The sequence below is a fragment of the Streptomyces sp. NPDC059008 genome, from assembly GCF_042749045.1.
Lineage (GTDB): Bacteria > Actinomycetota > Actinomycetes > Streptomycetales > Streptomycetaceae > Streptomyces.
Genome location: NZ_JBHYJC010000046.1, coordinates 40,225 through 57,299, shown reverse-complemented (window position 1 = coordinate 57,299; position 17,075 = coordinate 40,225). Strand labels below are relative to the sequence as shown.

Below are 17,075 nucleotides of genomic sequence, written 5' to 3'. Positions count from 1 at the left end.
TCGGCGCGGTCCGCGCCGTTGCAGTGCCGGATCTCGAAGTCCGGGCCGAGGGCGTCGACGGTGGCGGGCGACAGCTCTTCGGCGATCAGTACGACTGATTTCACCTCGGAACGCACCGTCATCCGGTCGTGGCCGCGAGCAGCGCGTCCAGGTCGTGCAGCGCTTGGTCGACGGCGGTGGCCGCCGCAGCGTTGTCCGGATCACCGCAAAGCTCAACGAAGAGCCCCGTCACTCGTTGCTGCAGGACCTCGACCTGTGCGGTTGCTGCCGACTGAGATTCAGACATGTTGCGCTCCTTAGTCCGTTGAAAAGAGGCCGGTTGGGCGAGAAAGAAACTCCTACATGGCGTTGGCTGCTCGCCAAATGTTCACGAAGCCGTTCACACTGGCCTTGCCGTCGAAGGCCGCGTACTCGGTGAGAATCAGGCTCTGGTTCCACTTGTCTTTGTACGCGAGTTGCGTCGAAGCGGGGTAGACGATCTGGTTCTCCCACAGATAGTGCATCAGCCATTTGAAACCCAGGCTGTGCCCCTCGACCTCCCGGGTGTCACTCAGGTTGGTAAAGGGGGTGAACCCGAAATGCAGCCACGACTCTCCCTCACTGCGGAATACATCGATGGCGGCTTTGTTGATGGCCTCCATGACTCCGGCCGGGCTGTCAGGGTGTCGTCGGCTCAGGTCGTGCATCCAGCCCGGGTTGGTTCCGTAGACCGGCGAGTACGAGACGTAGCCCATCAATTCGCCGTCGATGTGGCCGATGAAGAGCCTACGATGCTTTTGCATCTCACCGCCGGTCTGGCCGACCAGGTACTCCAAGGGGCGGGATCCTTCACCCTTGAGCGGGAGCCAGAGACGATCGATCTCACGGACACCATCAGCCCACTGGTCATAGTCGGCCTCAATGATGGTCAGGCCACTACGCAACGCCCGGGAGATCTTGTTGCGCAGCTGCATGTACCGGCTGCCGGCGAGAGTAAACGTGTTCAGGTCCACGGCGTAGGAGGCTCCGACCTGGTTCACGGTGAAGCCGGCGCGTGCGTAGCGGCGGGCGTCGTGTGCTTGCAGCTGGATCGCGGCGATGGTGCGCTGCTGCTCGGCGGCGAAGTCACGGAAAGCCAGCAGGAGGTCTGTATAGCAGTCGTCGGGAGCGAAGGGGCCACCGAACTGGACGAGATACTTTCCTGCCGGACGGTAGACGATCACCCCGGGGCGACCCGGCAGAGCGAAGTAGCAGTTTCCCTCATTGACAGCCAGAAAGGAGCTCGGGTTATCGGCATCCGAGAACTCCTTAATCGCGCTGAGGACATAATCAGCCGAGACTTTGCTACTGAATTCTGAAGCCCGCTCATTCATCACTATCTCTCCTCCAAGTCCCGCTCTTGAGTAGCGGATGGCTAGCCCTTGTTTCGAGCCGGTATGGCGCGGTGTCCGCGGCGGCGGACCCGGTCGAGGCTCCATAATGCGGCGAGCGGAGAGCACTAATCAATAGCGGGAAGAGGCAGGAGCGGAAGACGTCAGAAGGGTGTCATGAGGGTGTCAGAACCCATGCCGTAGTGGATTCTTCTCCACTGTCAGAAAGACGTCAGACCCTGGTCAGGTCAACATGTCACGCTCTCCGTAGGCGATTAGGCGAGGACCACCACTCAACTCGTCTACCCTCGCTATTTGTCGCACGGTCCATTCATGAGCGACGGCCATCAGATTTCCTTGACACACCCTGGAGGACTTCCACGCATGCGTTCCCTCGACACTGCACGCGAGACTTGCGAACGTCTCCATCCAGGGCTGCTCAAGGGACTGGACGAGTTCCCGCTCCTGGAACGGGAGACGGCCGGCAGCCCGGTGCTCGACATCTTCCGCAACAACGGCGGCGCCGGACTGCTGGTACCGCCCCCGTACGGCGGTCTGGGAGCCGACGCGCTGGATGCGGTCCGGGTGACCCGGGCATTGGGTGCGTACTCGCCCTCCCTCGCCGCCGCCGCGACGATGCACAACTTCACGGCGGCCATGCTCTTCGCGCTCGCCGACCGGGTCGTACCGCCCAGCGACTCCCAGGCCAAGCTGCTGGCGCGGATCGCGCCGGAGGGGCTGCTGCTGGCCTCCGGCTGGGCCGAGGGCCGCACCCAGCAGGACATCCTCAACCCGTCGGTGTCGGCCGCCGCCGTCGAAGACGGCTATGTGCTCAACGGTGCGAAGAAGCCGTGCAGCCTTTCACACTCGATGGACCTGCTGACCGCGAGCGTCATCGTGCCGCACAGCAACGGCCCCGACTCCCTGGCCGTACTGCTCATCCCCGCCGACTCCGAGGGGATCTCCGTCCACCCGTTCTGGGACAGTCCCATCCTGGCGGCCTCGCAGAGCGACGAGGTGCGACTCGAGAACGTCCATGTCCCCGAGCACCTGATCATCCGCGGTACGCCGGACGACCCCAGCCGCCTCGACGACCTGCAGACGGCGGCATTCGTCTGGTTCGAGATGCTGATCACCTCGGCCTATGTCGGCGCGGCCAGCGCCCTGACCGAGATGGTGCTCGAACGCGGCCGCGGCACCGTCAACGACCGGGCGATGCTGGGCATCCACCTGGAGTCGGCCGTCGCACTCACCGAAGGAACCGCCCGCGCGGTGCGCGACGGGGTCAGTGGCGACGAGGCAGTCGCCGCGACCCTGACCGCGCGCTTCGCCATCCAGAAGACCCTCGCCGCCATCTCGGAGCAGGCAGTCGAACTTCTCGGCGGTATCGCGTTCATCAAGTCCGCCGAGGTCGCCTACCTGTCCTCCGCACTGCACCCCCTGGCCTTCCACCCGCCCGGCCGCACCAGCTCCTCCCCGCACCTGGTCGAGTACTTCAACGGCGGCCCGCTGCAGATCTGACTCCGTTCCGAGTCCGTTCTTAGCTCGTTCTCAGTCCGCATCGAGGCCGCGCACACCGCGGCACACCGACAGGGGGTGTCACGATGGACCAGCTCAACGCCTTTGAGTCGCCGACGACGGCCCGCATCCACCGCGCCGAATACCTGGCCGGCCTCGCCGTGTCCCTCGGGCTCTTCATTGCCCACATCGGCGAGGTGCGCTGGCTCCCGGCGCTCATTCTCTTCCTCTACATCGATGTCATCGGCTACATACCCGGCGCAATCGCCTACCGCCGAAGCCACACCAAGAAGATCCACAAGGGCTTCTACGTGGCCTACAACACGATGCACAGCCTGCTGACCCAGGGCGCTGTGGTGGGTCTGTGGATTTGGATCAGCGGCCCGGAATGGGCGCTGCTGGTCATCCCGATCCACCTGTGCGCGGACCGCGGAGTATTCGGCAACTTCCTCAAGCCTTTCGGCCTGCCGTTTGAACCAGTGGCGAACCAGGAATTCGCACAGCTGACCAGCAAGCTCTTCTCCACGAAGAGCCCGCAGACGACCGGGCAGCCGCAGGAACCCGCACCCGCCCCCAGCGTCGTGAGGGCCGAGCGGTGACCGGCACCCCGCTCGAATCCGCTACCGTCGCCGCATCCCAGGACAGCGACGCCCAGGCCCTTCGAGCCGTCTCCCGCCAGTTGCCCACCGGAGTGTCGGTCCTGACCACCGCCCACCACGGCGTCGTCCATGCAGCCACAGTCAGTACCACGAGCGTGGTCTGCCAGCGCCCCCTGACGCTGTCCGTCAGCCTGCGCCGCGGCTCGCTCATGGGCCGACTTGCCGTGGAAAGTGGCCAGTTCCTGGTCAATGTGCTCTCCTCGCGCCAAGCGCTGCTGGCTGACTGGTTCGCCAACCCCGAACGCCCACCGGGACAGGCCCAGTTCGATCTCATCAAGTGGGAGCCGGACGACGCGACAGGCCTCCCCGTGCTGTGCGAGGCCCTGGCCCGGCTGGTGTGCCGGGTTACCGACCACGTCCAGCTCGGACAGAGCGACGACCTAGTCATCGCTGAAGTGCTGGGCGGGACGGCCGGCAGAGGACGCCCCCTGGTGAATTTCGACGGGCAGCTGCACGACGTCGAATTCCGCGATGTGGTCCGGCGCCAAAGCTGGCGCACCCCCGGCATGGCCACCGCCGCCCTGGACTGAGCACACCTCACCGCGAGCACCGTCCACTCCGGTGCAGCACCCCCGACACCCGTGCCCGTACACCCCTTAAGAAAGGATCGTCTTTCCATGACCCTCCCGATCCCCGCCGAGACGGACTGGGACAAGGCTCCGGGGCTCCTCGACGGCGCCATGAACCTCGATCTGTCCGCGGAGCAGTGCAACCTCGCGTACTGGTTCCGCGGCGTGGCGCAGGGCACCCTGCGCGACCGCGCGGAGTCCGGCCACACCGCCGACGAGATCACGCCGGAGCACATGCGCACGGACGGGCCGCTGCGCGATGCGCAGATCCTTGAGCTCGGCTGCCGTTCGATCGCCGAGGAAGAGGGCACCCGCGCACTGGCGTACTACGTCGCCCACGCCACCGGCATCGCCGAGATGGACTTCTTCGCCACCCAGCTGATGGACGAGGCCCGGCACTCGATGGTCTTCCGCAACCATCTGGTCGAGATGGGCATCCCGGCGGACGAACTGCGCTCCACCATCACCAAGCTCTCCGCCGACTACAAGCGCGAGGTGCTCGACCCGATCCTGGAGTTCGCGCTGCGCGCCGTACGCGAGGAGGGCGACTTCATCGGCGCGGTGGCCATCTTCACCATCATCATCGAGGGTGTGCTCGCCCCGGCCGCCGAGCTCAGCGAGCGCAAGTGGAACCTCATCGACCCCGCGGCTAGCGCCATCGCGCGCGGCGCGGCCATCGACGAGATCCGCCACCTTACGGTCGGCAGCTCGATCGTCAAGCAGCACCTGGACCGTAACCCGACCTACCGGGACCGGCTGATGGACATCATCACCCGTGGACGCAAGCTCTGGGACGAGATCCCGGACAAGAAGTACATCATGGAGCGCGAGCACCTCTTCCAGGAAGGTATGCACCAGCACGCCCACCTGATCGGGGATTACGAGCTCTTCCCCGGGCAGCGGCTGCTGGACACCACGGCCGAGGAGCGCTACGCGACCGCCGAGCGCTGGACCGACAAGATGGCCGCCACCCGCCTGGCCTACATGGGCCTTGACGAGGCCATCGAGATCCTCCGCCTGACCTGACCACCGCGTCCGGCCCGCCCCACACGGACGGGGCGGGCCGGACGCGGGCACACGACGACGGTACGGGTCCGCGCCTGCCGATCCTGGCGAGCCCACCTCTCGGCCGCGGCAGTCACTCCGTAAGCACCATGAGCCTCGTCATTCCCGTACGCCCCCAGCCATTGCCGGGGACTTGACCGGCTCTGGGGCAGCGCCCCGTGTGCCCGACCGGCACCCGACCGGACGCCCCGCGCGTGCCGGCCGTCCGCCCGCGAAGGCCGCGGCACTGCCCCTGCGAAGTCCGTGCGTAGAGAGACGAAGAGAAGAGGACCTCCCATGTCGGCATCAGCAAGCGCTTCCTACCCCGACCTGCCCTTCGGCCCGGAGGACACCCCCTGGCAGAAGACCTTCAGCAACCTGCGCGTTGTCGACGGGCTGCCCCACATCTCAGCTCCGAGCAGCGACCCGAGACACGCCTACCCCGACACCCCTGACGTCCCCTACGCCAAGGTGCAACTGCCACCCGCCGGACTGGAGCCGGACCAGTATGCCGAGGCAGAGGCCCTGTTCCGCGCCTACATCGACCGGCAGACCGACAACTTCGTCGGCTACCAGATCAACAACGACCTCGGCTACCAGGATCGGCTCAGCCACTACCTCGACCGGCACATCAACAACGTCGGAGACCCCTATCAGTCGGGCGCCTACACGGCCAATTCCAAGGTCCTGGAACGGGCCGTCCTGGACTACTTCGCCTCCCTGTGGAACGCCAAGTGGCCGCACCGCGACGACGATCCCGAAACATACTGGGGCTATCTGCTGACCATGGGATCCAGCGAGGGAAACCTCTACGGCCTGTGGAACGCCCGCGACTTCCTGTCCGGCCGGCTGCTGCGCCACCGTGCCAGCCGAGAAGCCACCGCAGAACCAGCGAGCGTCGTATACACGCAAGCGGTGCGCCACGAAAGACAGAGCCCCAACGCCTACCACCCAGTCGCCTTCTTCTCCCAAGACACCCACTACTCGCTCACCAAAGCGGTACGGGTGCTGGGCATCGACACCTTCCACGCCGTGGGCAGCACCCGCTACCCTGACGACAACCCCCTGGCCCCCGGAACCCCCTGGCCTACCGAAGTACCGTCGCTAGGCGGGATGGACGGCACCGGCGCCATCGACCTCGACAAGCTCGCCGTCCTCGTGCGTTTCTTCGCCAGCAAGGGCTACCCAATCCTGGTGAACCTCAACTACGGATCGACCTTCAAGGGCGCATACGACGACGTCAGTGCAGCAGCTCGCCTCGTCCACGACATCTGCGCCGAATACGGGCTGGACGAGCGCCACGTCTACCACAGCCGAGGCAAGGACAGCAGCTACGACGTACGCCCTGGATACTGGATCCACGTCGACGGCGCGCTGGGTGCCGGCTACGCGCCCTACCTGGAGATGGCTCACGACGCTGGCCTGGTCACAGAGACACCACCGGTCTTCGACTTCCGGCTGCCCGAAGTCCACTCAATCACTATGAGCAGCCATAAGTGGATGGGTGTGCCCTGGCCCTGCGGCGTATTCATGACACGCACGGGACTGCAGATGATCCCACCCCGCTCCTCGGAGTACATCGGCGCTGCCGACACCACCTTCGCGGGATCCCGCAATGGACATTCCGCCCTGCTGATGTGGGACTTTCTCGCCCGACACAGCTTCGATGACCACATCCGCGCAGCCGCTGAGGCGCAACGCATGGCCGGCTACGCACACGACCGGCTTCTCGCCCTCCAGGAGAAGCTGGGACACGACCTGTGGGTGGCCCGCAGCGCGCAGTCTCTGACTGTGCGGTTCCGACGTCCAAATGCGGACCTCGTCCACAAGTACTCGCTGTCCTGCGAGACGTTGCACATCGACGGCCAGGATCGCCCGTACGTCCACCTCTACACCATGCAACACGTCACCACAGAGCTCATAGATGAGCTGATACGGGACCTGAGGCAGCCCGGAGCGTTCGAGGGGCTCCCGTGTTCCAGTGAGCCGACCACGCTGGATAGCCAACTGCACCGGCTCATCGACTCAGCAGCCCATGACGACGAGGCCGTCTGTAACGGCATAGCCATCGGCCGGCCGAGCGGCAGCTGACCGACATTTCGCCCCACGAGCCGTGGATCGACCGAGGCCGCACCTTTGCATGAACGGGTGCGGCCTCGGCCCTTTCCACGAATCCCCGGCTCTCGCCACGGGACGCGACATCACTACGGCATCGGCAACGTGGGCGATTCGTCAATTCAGGGGAATCTACTGGCTTCGGCTCGTCCCGGTGATCGTTGTTGACGTTTCTGTCGGAGTTGGTCAGCGGGCGGCGGCCGGGGGATTTCGGGTGTGGGAGTCGGTGTCTTCATCCGGATAGCGCATCCCCCAGATACGGCCCGTCTGGTCTCCAGGGCACAGCCCCGACCTGGAGGTCAGTCGGAGCGGGTCGCCCATGCTTCGACATACGGGCCCCGGTCCACTCCGTCGACCGGGAAGCCTGCTGCACCGAGCGATACCGGCGACAGTGCACCGGAAGACGCCACGTCGATCGTCACCCTGCAGCGCAAAGCTCAGTAACGGGAGGTGCACATTGTCCGGACAACACCACAGGCCGGGTGTACCCGTGAATCTCGGGTACACCCGGCCTGCGCAGTGCTCTGCCCGCTGGGCGGAGAGGGCAGGATTCGAACCTGCGTGGGCCGGAGCCCGACTGAGGTAGACCTCAAGCCCCCGTTGGGCCGCTTCGGGTACCTCTCCTTGTACAGCTGCGCCGGCGCTTCCGGCCTCGCTGTGTCCTTCACTATGCCAGCCATCGCTGACCAGCCCCTGACACCCAGCTGACAGACCCAGCTTGCCATCTACAAGTCAGAAAGGAGCGCCGCTGCCGGCCCGGCTCTACCCCGCAAACCGCCTGGTCAGTGTTGCCCGGCTGGCCAGGCCCTGCTCGGAATGTCAGAGCTCGCCTCCGGCTCCTTTGCTGTTGTCTTCAGCAGACGAGGACTCCGTGACCAGGGGCAGTGCCGTCAGGGCATGAGACCGGAAAGATGCCCGCCAGGACAGCTGGTCGGCAGGGATGGCTAGGGCCAGGTCAGGGAAGCCGCCCAACAAAGTGCTGAGGGCAACCTGGACTTCCATGCGGGCCAGCGGGGCACCGAGGCAATAGTGCATACCCTGGCCGAGAGCTAGGTGAGCCTTGTCCTCACGGTGGATATTGAAGCGATCTGGATCGAGGTAGCGGGCGGGGTCGCGGTGGGCGGAGGCCAAGCAGAGCAGGACCGTGTCGCCGGGCGGGATTGAGACACCGCCGATCTCTAACGGTTCGGTGGGGAAGCGTCGGATGGCCATCTGGTTGGGATGTGCGTAGCGCAGGATTTCCTCCACGGCCCCCGGCAACAGGCTGGGGTCGGCGCGCAAGGCAGCGAGTTGGTCAGGGTGGCGCAGCAAGGTGAGTAGGCCGCCGCTGATGAGGTGCTGGGCGTTCTCGCTGCCGGCCATGAGGATCAGGAAGGCGAGGGAGACCAGCTCGTCTTCGCTGAGCCGATCTCCCTCGTCGCGAGCGGCAATGAGAGCGGAGAGCAGGTCGTCGCCAGGGTTAGTTCGCCGCAAGGCGACAAGGTCGATCAAGAAGCGCTGAATGTGGTCCACGGCTTCGGCAACCTGGCCAGGTTGCTCTGGGGCAATCATGGTGCCGACCCAGGAGGAGAAGGGGCGCCGGTCCGGTTCGGGTACGTCGAGCAAGTCGCCGATGACGACGAGGGGCAGGGGGTTGGCGAACTCCCTGACCAGATCGGCATGGCCCTCAGCAACTATTCGGCTGGTGAGGCGGGTAGCGAGTCGGTCGGCTGCGGCTTGGACGAGCTCACGCATCCCTTCGACGCGGCGGGGAGTGAAGCCCTTGGATACCAGGCGGCGCAGCCGCAGATGATCGTCCGAGTCGATGTTGAGGAGGTTGGCGTCCAAGGCCGGAGGCAGCGAGAAGCCCTTGTAGCCGGTGCCGGAATGGGCCTTGTTCACAGACAGGCGGGGATCGGTGAGACCAGCACGGACGTCGGCCTCCCGGGTCACGAGCCAGATGGGGGAACCATCCGGAAGTGCAATCCGGTGCACAGGGCCTTCGTCGCGAAGGCGCGCGTAGGTGGGGTATGGGTCGGCAAAGTGCGCGCTGTCGAATGGCTGAGGGAGTTGCGTGGTCAGAGGCTGTGCTGTCACGTGGCTTCCTTATGAGACGCAGGGCTGCTGATGGGCTGTGCGAGGGCACTTGTGACGATTGGTGATATGGCGAAGGCACGGGCGAGTTTGCGCTGGAAGGCAAGCTCGGCGGCAAGGTCCGGCGGCGCGGCTACGCGCGGGCTGTCCGTGTAGGCAGCTGGCTGTTCCTGCCGGATTTTCGCCTGGAGTGCGGCCTTGAGCTGGGCCGCTTCGATTGTGGCGGCAAGATCGATACCGGTCAGGCCGGCGGCGGTGCCTAGCTGCTCAGCGTTCTTGGCTATGCCGGGTTCCATCCAGGTTCGCAGAGCCCATTGGGCGTCACGGATTTCCACGACACGGCGGTACAGCCGGGTGCGCAGGTCGATGTCGTCGCCCAGCTCGAGCACTGGCTCGGGCACCTGGGCGGTCACCTCGCGGTGCAGCGGCTTGAGGTCCCGGTAGGCGCGATGGCGGTCGAGCCACTGCCACAGCTTGCTGAGGTGAGGTCCCCAGTCCGGCATGGTCCACCCTATTGCCTTGATGACTGCCCCCGTTGACACCGCGATCGGAGCGATCGGTTCCCAGACGTGTCCGCTGGTGCCGAACTGTCCCGCGATGATGTCTGCAGCCCGGCATGCGACATAGATCAGAGACAGAGGTACGGCCGTTGCGATGGTCAGGAGGCCACGTCGCAGCCATGGAGTTGACGCGGTCTTGGCATAGCGCCGGGTCAGGATGAACAAGTCGATTAGGTTGGCCCCATAGCCCAGCAGATAGACGCTCAAATATGCGGGATAGTACTGGGCCTGGGTCACCGCAAAGGTAGTGGGCTTTTCCCCCACGCTGGTCGCTATGAAGAAGAGCGTCACCATTATGATCAGGATCAGGGTCAGAGCCGCCAGCCGCGGCACGGCTTTGCGCCAGGCGATGCGCCGCTCGTGCGACAGATGCAGCAGAACCAGCTGCTGGAATGCGACGGTGATGATGACGCAGCTCTGCGTAAAGAGTCCGGAGAAGTTAATGATCCCTACGGCGCGGCTGGTCGCTTTCCAGAGCACAGGCGTGGAGACGGCATATGTCAGGAAAAGGAATAAAAAGCTTCCGACTAAGGCGATCTGTATCGCCGACCTATCCGTCCGCAATATTCGTAATTTGTAGATCAGTGCAAGAAAGGCTATTGCGGCGCAGATTGAATAGAGAATTCCGTTAATATCTTCCAGGAGTCTAATCATCTCTTCCTCGGGATGCAGGGTTTTCGAGAGCAGAAAGGCGCAGGGCTAGTTCCTGCGCCTCGGGGGGAACTGGCCGTATGTGTTCCACGTCCCAGGTGCTGATCTGGCGGCCAATGAGTGAGCCGACGAGTTCAGCCTCAATTTCGGCTTCGGCGTGCGAGTGTTCCCGGCCCAGTGCTCGTCGCACCATGTTCGGGTCGAGTGAAGGCAGCAGGATCTTGGAGGACTCCGGCGAAATCACCGGTGCCGCCGCCTCGTGGTCACAGATTACATGGCCGAATTCATGGAGGATGACTTGCTGCTGATGGACGGGCGCGAGGCGTTGCTCGAAGAAGACATAGTCGTTGCCCTCCGCCGACACCCACAGACCGTCGGGACTTCCGGGCGGTAGATCGAGTGGAACCAGGTGGATAGGGCGGTTATGTAGACGTCCGAGGTGTTCGCACAATGCGTGAATAGTCAGCTTCTCGTTGGTGGGCAGACCAAGAGCGTGAACCCGCTCCTCGCACCGCTTGTGAAGGCTTCCTGACCGCTCACCGTGAGCCTTGAACCGCCATCGCACCACTATTACTACGACGAGCCGTCAGTGAGATGCTGAGGCTTGTCCGGGATTGGCGGCGCATCCTGCAGGGACTCGCGCGCAAGCGCCGCAGCGTCGATGATCCCCGTGAGGAGTTGGGACAGGTGATCCATGGGCAAGTTTGTGGAATGCCGAAGCGCGATGTTTTCCACTTTACGGCGGCGCAGTTCCTTGAGCGCTTCCAATTCGGTGTTCACTTGCTGGAAGACCTGTTCGTCAAGAAAGTACGCGCTCCGCTGGATCCCCAGGCTATGCGCGACCTTCACCAACGTCTCGATGGTGAGGTTGGTGCCGTCCGCGGACTCGGCTGACGCCAGGGTTCGTTTGGAGACCCCGGCGCGCTCGGCCAGTTTAGACAGGCTGAACGGGCCCTCCGGATGGTGCTGACGCACGTGCCGCAACCGCGTGGCGATTTCAGCCTTCGTCGCGTGCACGTGCTCGTCAAGTCCCGGCTGTGCCAGCGCGTCAGTCCGCTTGCCCTGATCGCCCATGCCCTACCTCCCTGGCGCACAATACTGCGCCATCGGCGCATCATGTTGCAACGGAGTGTGGTGGGGCATATCGTCCTGGATAGGGGAGGGACCTCAAGAGAGGGCTATGCGACATGCTGAGTCAACATCAGCACGAGGCGACAGAGGGGCCGTTACGGTGCTCTCGCCTGGGCACAGCCTACGCCGCGTGCACCAGCATGTTTGCTCGACCAAGCGCCTACGGCGTATCCGGGCAGTGTTCATCAGAACGTCTGATCTCTCGTCGCTGCGCCGCTTTACGCAACCTCCGTGCCGCAGCGGTGCGGCTTCCCGTGCCCTTTGCCAGCAACACTCCACGGCCGGATAGGACGACATGCCGACGCACCTGCAAGTGTGCGGCCCGCCAGCTGCGCCTACCCCAAGCGTTCCGGAGAAGACCAGGTATCCGTGGTCTTGCTCTCTCCGCGTCACAGAGGTCACTTGCGCCTCGCGCCAGCGGACTGTCTTCCCGTGCTCGCACGCGTACCAGCACACAGCGTTCACGGAGGCCAAGATGACGTAGATCGCTCGGCGGCGCCCCTAACTGGCCAGCCGCCTGGGCTATCCGGTCTCCGGATGATGCCAGTCACCTTAAGACCGGAAGCCCAACTGCTCTCCGTAAGGCCTGCCAGGGCCTTACGGAGGTGCTGACCGCACCGGTGCCAGCCGGTTAGGTCAGTGCGACTTACAGGTTCTGCCAGAACCCCGAAGCCACCGCAGGGCTTCGTTACGTCCATGTGCAACTACATGAAGGACGATCGCCATCATGCAACACAGCGCTGCCGTGCGCCAGCCCAGGCCAGCACGGATGACGCAGTATCCCCCGTCGCTCTCCCCACGTCCCGTCGGCTGTGCATGCACGCGCGGAGCATTTCCACAGGGGCAGATGCTGAGTAGCGCGTTATGGTGACGTATTTTCCTCGTCCCGCCGGTGAGCACGGTGGCGGCGGTAGCCGCTGTCGCATCCCGGGTGCCAACACCGGGGCATCGGCCGCCATTGGTGCCCGCACAGGCCGCACCGACGCTGGAGTTGGAGATGGTTAACCCACTCCAACTGACGCGGACCATGCGGACACGCCTGCTGGGCGCGGTCCGCGCGCTGGTGACAGTCCCGGCTCTGGCCTCCGCTTCGGATGCCGCGCGTCTGGCATCGGTCGTACTGACCGCGAAGGCGACAATCCGCGATGGCTACCGGACGGTGATCTGGGCGGAAGAGCTTGGTCGGTGGCTCGGAGTGTCCCAGTCACAGGTGGCGCACACGGTGTTGCCGGAGTTGCGCCGTGCCGGGGTTCTCGGTTCGAAGGTGGTGACCAACGCGGCTGGGCACACGACGGGCCTGGAGTGCTGGGTGGTACCGATGTACCGGGCGCAGCAGGCGGGGGATCGGCGGCACGCCCTGGCCCTGTCCCGGGTGGAGCTCGCCGTGTTGCTGCGGTTGTGCGAGGTGCTGTTCGGGCCGGGATGGGCGCCAAAGGACCGGGAACCGGTGCCGGCCGGCCTGCTTGCGGGACGTAGAGGTCGGGGGGCTGCGACTGACCGGCTCGGGCTGCTGCTGATGGTGCTGTCCACGGGCTCGGCGGGCTGGTTGCAGCTGTGCCCCGGCGCGGTCGACATGAGCCGAGGGCGTCCGGCAGCGACGGTTGCGCGATTACTGGGTTGCTCGCCAGCGGGCGGGGCGAAGGTACTGTCGCGGCTCCAGAAGCAGGGCGTCGCGGAGGTCGTACGGCGGGAGACGGCGTCCGGGCTCAGCGGGAAGTCGCGGGTGCGTCTTGTGCCGGTCGCCGAGGCCCACGGTCGTGTCGCCCGGGAGACCCTCGAAGCCACCAAGTCCGTGCTTTCAGACCACGCCGCTACTGCATCCGGAGATCTTGAGGTTGTCAAGGACACCGGGACTGTTGTGAATGCTGGCATCTCGGCTGATACCAAGGATGAGACAACGGGATCCACAGACCTCGCCACAACTGCACGCCACCACGCCTTCCACGCTCCTGTGGTTACTCCCATCCCTTCTCCTGCTGCTCGTCATGGCTTTTCCGGCCATGGCCGGGGGGAGATCGGTGATCTGCCGGGACGCGCCGGCGCACGCGAGGGGCGGGCCAGTGACCAGGCTCGTCGGCTGAAGCTGGTCGGTGGCCAGTCCGACCAGCTGCGCGGGGAAGAGCAAACAGACCTTGCCGACCACCGACAGCCAATCGATCCGGAGCAGGCTTGGGCTACGAGCACCGCCGAGTCGGGTCAGGATGCGACCGCACAACTGCTCGCCAGCATGGGCGGGCATCCCGGCAGCCGGCTGTTGAGGAGGGTTCCCCGGCCACGTCGTGAACTGCAGGTTCCTCTGGCTCCGGCGGAGGCGCTGTGGGACCGGATGGAGCGGGGTGGCGCCCGCCGGTTGGTGGAGAAGGTCGCCCGTCGCGAGCTGCGTCGGGTAGCGGACTGGCTCGGCGAGGACCGTGCCGAGGCCTACCTCGCCGCCCGCCTGACGCGCCGTCTGACCGCTCAGGCCGGCCGCGCCTCAGGGGTCCACGACCCGGTGGGCTGGCTACTGAAGCGCGGCCTACCCCGACGCAGCGACTGCACCGACGCCCGGTGCGACGAGGGCATCTTGATGCACTCCGGCGACGACTGCACGCTCTGCGAGGACCAGGTCCTCGACCTTCGCAGCCGCCGCCGGCGCGTGGCAACCGAGGCCCAGGCCGAACTGCCCCACAGCACACCCCAGGAGCGCTTCGAGGCATTCGAGAGCCGGCTACGCCAAGCCGTGGCTGCCGATGCCGCGCACGCTGAGGAGCGCCGCCGCAAGCGCGCCGCGGCCGAGGCCGCATCGCTGGCGCAAGCCGCCGAGGTCCGCGCCCAACAGGAGGCGGACGAGGCGCGGCGCCGCGCGCTGCCCTGTGTCCAGTGCGGCGAGGCGGACGCGGCTGGGCTATGTGGGGTGTGCCGGGCTGATGAGGAGACCGAAGCGCTGATTGCAAAGGCTGTCGCCTTCGTTGCTAGCGGTTGCCACGAGTCGAACGACCCGTCCCTGACCGCTGCCCTGGTCTCCACAGCGGAGGAGCGAGCCCGTCGACGTATCCAGGGCGCTTGTGCCCGAGTTCAGGCCGCCGGCGGCACCGACCTGTCGATCGCCGTTCAGGGTCGGCTGACGGCGGAATCCCTTGTCCACGAATACCGAGCCACCGCCCTGCTGGCGCTCAGCTCCAGCCCTGAGGCTGATGCCGAGGCTCGCAGCGCCTACGCGGCGCAGACCCGGAGCCGTCACCTGCACCCGAGCATCGAGGCCGCCGAACAGGCCGCCAAGGAGGCAGCGCACAGAGCCAGGCAGCGGGTCGCCGAACATCTGCTGACGCAGCGCAGCACCGCCTGGCTCGCCTCGGCGCCGACAGCAGCGACCGCCGGTGAGCGGCACGCGGTCTACGAGGCGGGTGCCGCCCAGGCTCGCGCGGCCGCAGTCACCCACGTCGTGCAAGACCGCCCCGCCAGCCGGACCACGGATGTCGGACCCGCTAGCAAGCTGTTGCGCCCGGAACCCGATGACTTGCAGGCGGTCGGGGAGGCTGAGGAGACCGCTCGACTGCGGACACAGATTGCTGCCGAGGCGCCGGGTCTGGCGGCCTGGACCGTTGCTCATCATGGCGCCACCTACACCATGCCCGCCTGCTCAGGCGCGGGAGCCAGCGCACGACGGTCCGTGCCCGATCCAGGCCAGTCGGTGCACAGTGGCGCCGCGAAGCTGCTGTGCCGGAAGAGAGCGTACGAGTACTCACCAAGCCCTAGATAATTGATTCCAAGGGATGACTGCGGGCATGAGACGAGGGAACCCAAGGTCCTTGTGTGACGGCCGACTTGGACTCCCTCGCGGCCGCACTCTATGTGAAGACCCATGACCTGTTGAATGATGCAGGTGATGCTCGGCTTCACCTCCGAGGCGAGGTGACTGCGTCACGCGCGCACCCACCCGCGACAGCTGTTCCCGTACCTGCCAAGCAGCCCGGCTACAACAAGCGCCTGCGCAAGGCGGCCGGACTCATCCGGCACACCAGTCGCGGGCTGGCCATGGACACCGCACTGTGGACCGACGACGTACGGGTCGTGGACTCCACGCCCATCGAATGCGCTGCTCCCGAGAAACCCTCAAACGCTCCGACCTGGCCGGACGGGCCCAGTACGGCTACTGCGCGAGCCACTCGCGATACTTCTGGGTTCTGCGGCTGCACCTGGTGTGCACCCTAGGCGGACTACCGGTCGCCTTCATGCTGACCGGGGCGAAGGCCGACGAGCGCGAGCCCCTGCTCGACATCTTCGCCACCGAGCCGGCACTCACAGCCGACCGGTCTACCCGGCGGCCGGGGCCGACGCACGACGAGGGCGGGCGACGAGTTCACCGCCGCAGTTGGGGCACGTTTCCCGCATGGCTTCGCTGCAGGACACACAGAACGTGCACTCGTACGAACATATGCGGGCTGACGAGGTCTGAGGCAGCGCCGTTTCACAGCGTTCGCAGCGGTCGCGCATCTCCAGTGCCATGACTCTCCTTACAGGTTCAAACACTCATCGTCCGGTGCTGGCACCGGACGAAGCCGAGTGCCCATTCTCGGAGCAGCGATCTTGACCTGAAAGTGTCGACAGGGACAGCTCTGCGCAAGATCCGGCCACTGCCAGAGTGCCTGGGTGGAAATTGACGGATAGCTGCCGCCCAGGGACGACGCCATCGATCGGCTCAGACTCGCTGTCCCGCCCGTATGCATCGCCTGGCTCCGGGGCACGCCGTTCGCCCCCGGTCAGATCAGAGCAGCGGAGGCAGAGGATGGCAACGGGGTGGGAGCAGCGGCACCAGGAGGTGTTCGGGGAAGGCCCATGGATGCGGGCGCAACGACTGGCGTGGCAGCTCACACACAACGCCGTATCGGTTATGCCTCGGGTGACCTGGACGCGTACGAGGCGGGCCAGCACACGCGCGAGGCAAGGAGCGTACGAGGAATTGGCTGCCAGCCTCTCGTCTGCTGGCCCTGGCTCTGTGGTGGGCTGCCCGCGACGCCGGCGTGCTGGTCGATGAGACGTCGTTGCAGCGGGCCGTGTGGCGGCTCGGTGGCGTCCGCGCAGGTGAGCTATACGCGGAGCCGTTCCCGTCCTGGGACACCGGCGTGGTCGGAGGCTGGGCCCGGCTGCGGGAGCAGCACCAGCCGCTGGAGACCTCGGCTCGCGACGTCGTCACCTGGCACATTGTGGGCGTCATCGCCGAGGAGCGGCCGCACCAGGACAGCGACACCAGCGTCGCCCCTGAGCCCATACTGCTCGGTGCCCAGTGCCACTGCTCCGCCCGAGCTGCGCCAGGCGGAGCAGTGGCACCAGCAGCATCCCCGTCGCAAACAGCCCGTAGATCTTCGAGAAGGCCGTGTTGTCGACGAACTCCTTGCCCACAGCCTCTCCCCATCATCGCCTGTCATG

At 65.7% G+C, this 17,075-nt stretch carries 13 protein-coding genes, 1 tRNA gene and 1 pseudogene; 7 read left to right on the top strand and 8 right to left on the bottom strand.

The genetic code is table 11. From position 1 onward, the window contains the following. Window positions 1–118: 118 nt before the first annotated feature. Both ACFWZH_RS33175 and ACFWZH_RS33170 read right to left on the bottom strand, forming a co-directional pair. Window positions 119–286, bottom strand: coding sequence for a hypothetical protein (locus ACFWZH_RS33175; protein ID WP_384439840.1), 168 nt, complete (start codon window positions 284–286; stop codon window positions 119–121). 52 nt (window positions 287–338) lie between these two features. Further along, entirely contained in the window at window positions 339–1,352 is a 1,014-nt protein-coding gene (locus ACFWZH_RS33170; protein WP_384439837.1) for a phosphatidylglycerol lysyltransferase domain-containing protein, read from the bottom strand. A 381-nt stretch (window positions 1,353–1,733) separates the two neighbouring features. Between ACFWZH_RS33170 and ACFWZH_RS33165 the strand changes: the two genes are divergently transcribed. The 5 genes from ACFWZH_RS33165 (at window position 1,734) to ACFWZH_RS33145 (ending at window position 7,230) form a co-directional block, all read left to right on the top strand. After that, window positions 1,734–2,870 carry an acyl-CoA dehydrogenase family protein gene (locus ACFWZH_RS33165; RefSeq protein ID WP_384439834.1) on the top strand — a complete coding sequence of 379 codons (1,137 nt, stop codon included), beginning with the start codon at window positions 1,734–1,736 and terminating at the stop codon, window positions 2,868–2,870. Window positions 2,871–2,953: 83 nt separating this feature from the next. Beyond that, window positions 2,954–3,466, top strand: coding sequence for a hypothetical protein (locus ACFWZH_RS33160; RefSeq protein ID WP_384439831.1), 513 nt, complete (start codon window positions 2,954–2,956; stop codon window positions 3,464–3,466). Beyond that, window positions 3,463–4,056, top strand: a complete 594-nt coding sequence (locus ACFWZH_RS33155; RefSeq protein WP_384439828.1) for a flavin reductase family protein — start codon at window positions 3,463–3,465, stop codon at window positions 4,054–4,056. The genes ACFWZH_RS33160 and ACFWZH_RS33155 overlap by 4 nt, the downstream gene beginning before the upstream one ends. Window positions 4,057–4,143: 87 nt before the next feature. Next, window positions 4,144–5,121: a VlmB-like protein gene (locus ACFWZH_RS33150; protein ID WP_384439825.1), complete on the top strand. Its 978-nt coding sequence runs from the start codon at window positions 4,144–4,146 to the stop codon at window positions 5,119–5,121. Window positions 5,122–5,436: 315 nt separating this feature from the next. Next, window positions 5,437–7,230 carry a pyridoxal-dependent decarboxylase gene (locus tag ACFWZH_RS33145; RefSeq protein WP_384439822.1) on the top strand — a complete coding sequence of 598 codons (1,794 nt, stop codon included), beginning with the start codon at window positions 5,437–5,439 and terminating at the stop codon, window positions 7,228–7,230. A gap of 560 nt (window positions 7,231–7,790) precedes the next feature. Here the strand turns inward: ACFWZH_RS33145 and ACFWZH_RS33140 are convergent. From ACFWZH_RS33140 to ACFWZH_RS33120, 5 genes are all read right to left on the bottom strand, one after another. Further along, a tRNA-OTHER gene (locus tag ACFWZH_RS33140) sits at window positions 7,791–7,878 on the bottom strand. A gap of 195 nt (window positions 7,879–8,073) precedes the next feature. Then, the gene (locus ACFWZH_RS33135; protein WP_384439819.1) at window positions 8,074–9,330 is read right to left on the bottom strand and encodes a cytochrome P450; all 1,257 of its coding nucleotides are present in this window, start codon (window positions 9,328–9,330) and stop codon (window positions 8,074–8,076) included. Further along, window positions 9,327–10,541: an MAB_1171c family putative transporter gene (locus ACFWZH_RS33130; protein WP_384439816.1), complete on the bottom strand. Its 1,215-nt coding sequence runs from the start codon at window positions 10,539–10,541 to the stop codon at window positions 9,327–9,329. The genes ACFWZH_RS33135 and ACFWZH_RS33130 overlap by 4 nt, the downstream gene beginning before the upstream one ends. After that, window positions 10,534–10,902 (bottom strand): hypothetical protein, encoded by a 369-nt coding sequence (locus ACFWZH_RS33125; RefSeq protein WP_384439813.1) that lies wholly within the window; start codon window positions 10,900–10,902, stop codon window positions 10,534–10,536. The genes ACFWZH_RS33130 and ACFWZH_RS33125 overlap by 8 nt, the downstream gene beginning before the upstream one ends. A gap of 209 nt (window positions 10,903–11,111) precedes the next feature. Continuing rightward, complete coding sequence (locus tag ACFWZH_RS33120; RefSeq protein WP_384439810.1) at window positions 11,112–11,612, bottom strand: helix-turn-helix domain-containing protein; 501 nt, start codon at window positions 11,610–11,612, stop codon at window positions 11,112–11,114. A gap of 1,054 nt (window positions 11,613–12,666) precedes the next feature. On the opposite strand from ACFWZH_RS33120, the gene ACFWZH_RS33115 reads away from it, so the two are divergent. Both ACFWZH_RS33115 and ACFWZH_RS33110 read left to right on the top strand, forming a co-directional pair. Beyond that, entirely contained in the window at window positions 12,667–15,408 is a 2,742-nt protein-coding gene (locus tag ACFWZH_RS33115) for a hypothetical protein (protein WP_384439807.1), read from the top strand. A 65-nt stretch (window positions 15,409–15,473) separates the two neighbouring features. Continuing rightward, window positions 15,474–15,985, top strand: a pseudogene (locus tag ACFWZH_RS33110) (transposase); the annotation flags it as partial. On the opposite strand, the gene ACFWZH_RS33105 reads toward ACFWZH_RS33110, so the two are convergent. Continuing rightward, entirely contained in the window at window positions 15,963–16,154 is a 192-nt protein-coding gene (locus tag ACFWZH_RS33105; protein ID WP_384439843.1) for a DUF1272 domain-containing protein, read from the bottom strand. The pseudogene ACFWZH_RS33110 and the gene ACFWZH_RS33105 sit on opposite strands and share 23 nt — an antisense overlap. Between the last annotated feature and the right edge of the window lie 921 nt (window positions 16,155–17,075).

Coding starts and splice junctions, on each gene's coding strand:
- ACFWZH_RS33160 (WP_384439831.1), top strand. CDS start 2,954: ATGGACCAGCTCAACGCCTTTGAGTCGCCGACGACGGCCCGCATCCAC.
- ACFWZH_RS33115 (WP_384439807.1), top strand. CDS start 12,667: ATGGTTAACCCACTCCAACTGACGCGGACCATGCGGACACGCCTGCTG.
- ACFWZH_RS33145 (WP_384439822.1), top strand. CDS start 5,437: ATGTCGGCATCAGCAAGCGCTTCCTACCCCGACCTGCCCTTCGGCCCG.
- ACFWZH_RS33170 (WP_384439837.1), bottom strand. CDS start 1,352: ATGAATGAGCGGGCTTCAGAATTCAGTAGCAAAGTCTCGGCTGATTAT.
- ACFWZH_RS33120 (WP_384439810.1), bottom strand. CDS start 11,612: ATGGGCGATCAGGGCAAGCGGACTGACGCGCTGGCACAGCCGGGACTT.
- ACFWZH_RS33165 (WP_384439834.1), top strand. CDS start 1,734: ATGCGTTCCCTCGACACTGCACGCGAGACTTGCGAACGTCTCCATCCA.
- ACFWZH_RS33105 (WP_384439843.1), bottom strand. CDS start 16,154: ATGGCACTGGAGATGCGCGACCGCTGCGAACGCTGTGAAACGGCGCTG.
- ACFWZH_RS33175 (WP_384439840.1), bottom strand. CDS start 286: ATGTCTGAATCTCAGTCGGCAGCAACCGCACAGGTCGAGGTCCTGCAG.
- ACFWZH_RS33150 (WP_384439825.1), top strand. CDS start 4,144: ATGACCCTCCCGATCCCCGCCGAGACGGACTGGGACAAGGCTCCGGGG.
- ACFWZH_RS33130 (WP_384439816.1), bottom strand. CDS start 10,541: ATGATTAGACTCCTGGAAGATATTAACGGAATTCTCTATTCAATCTGC.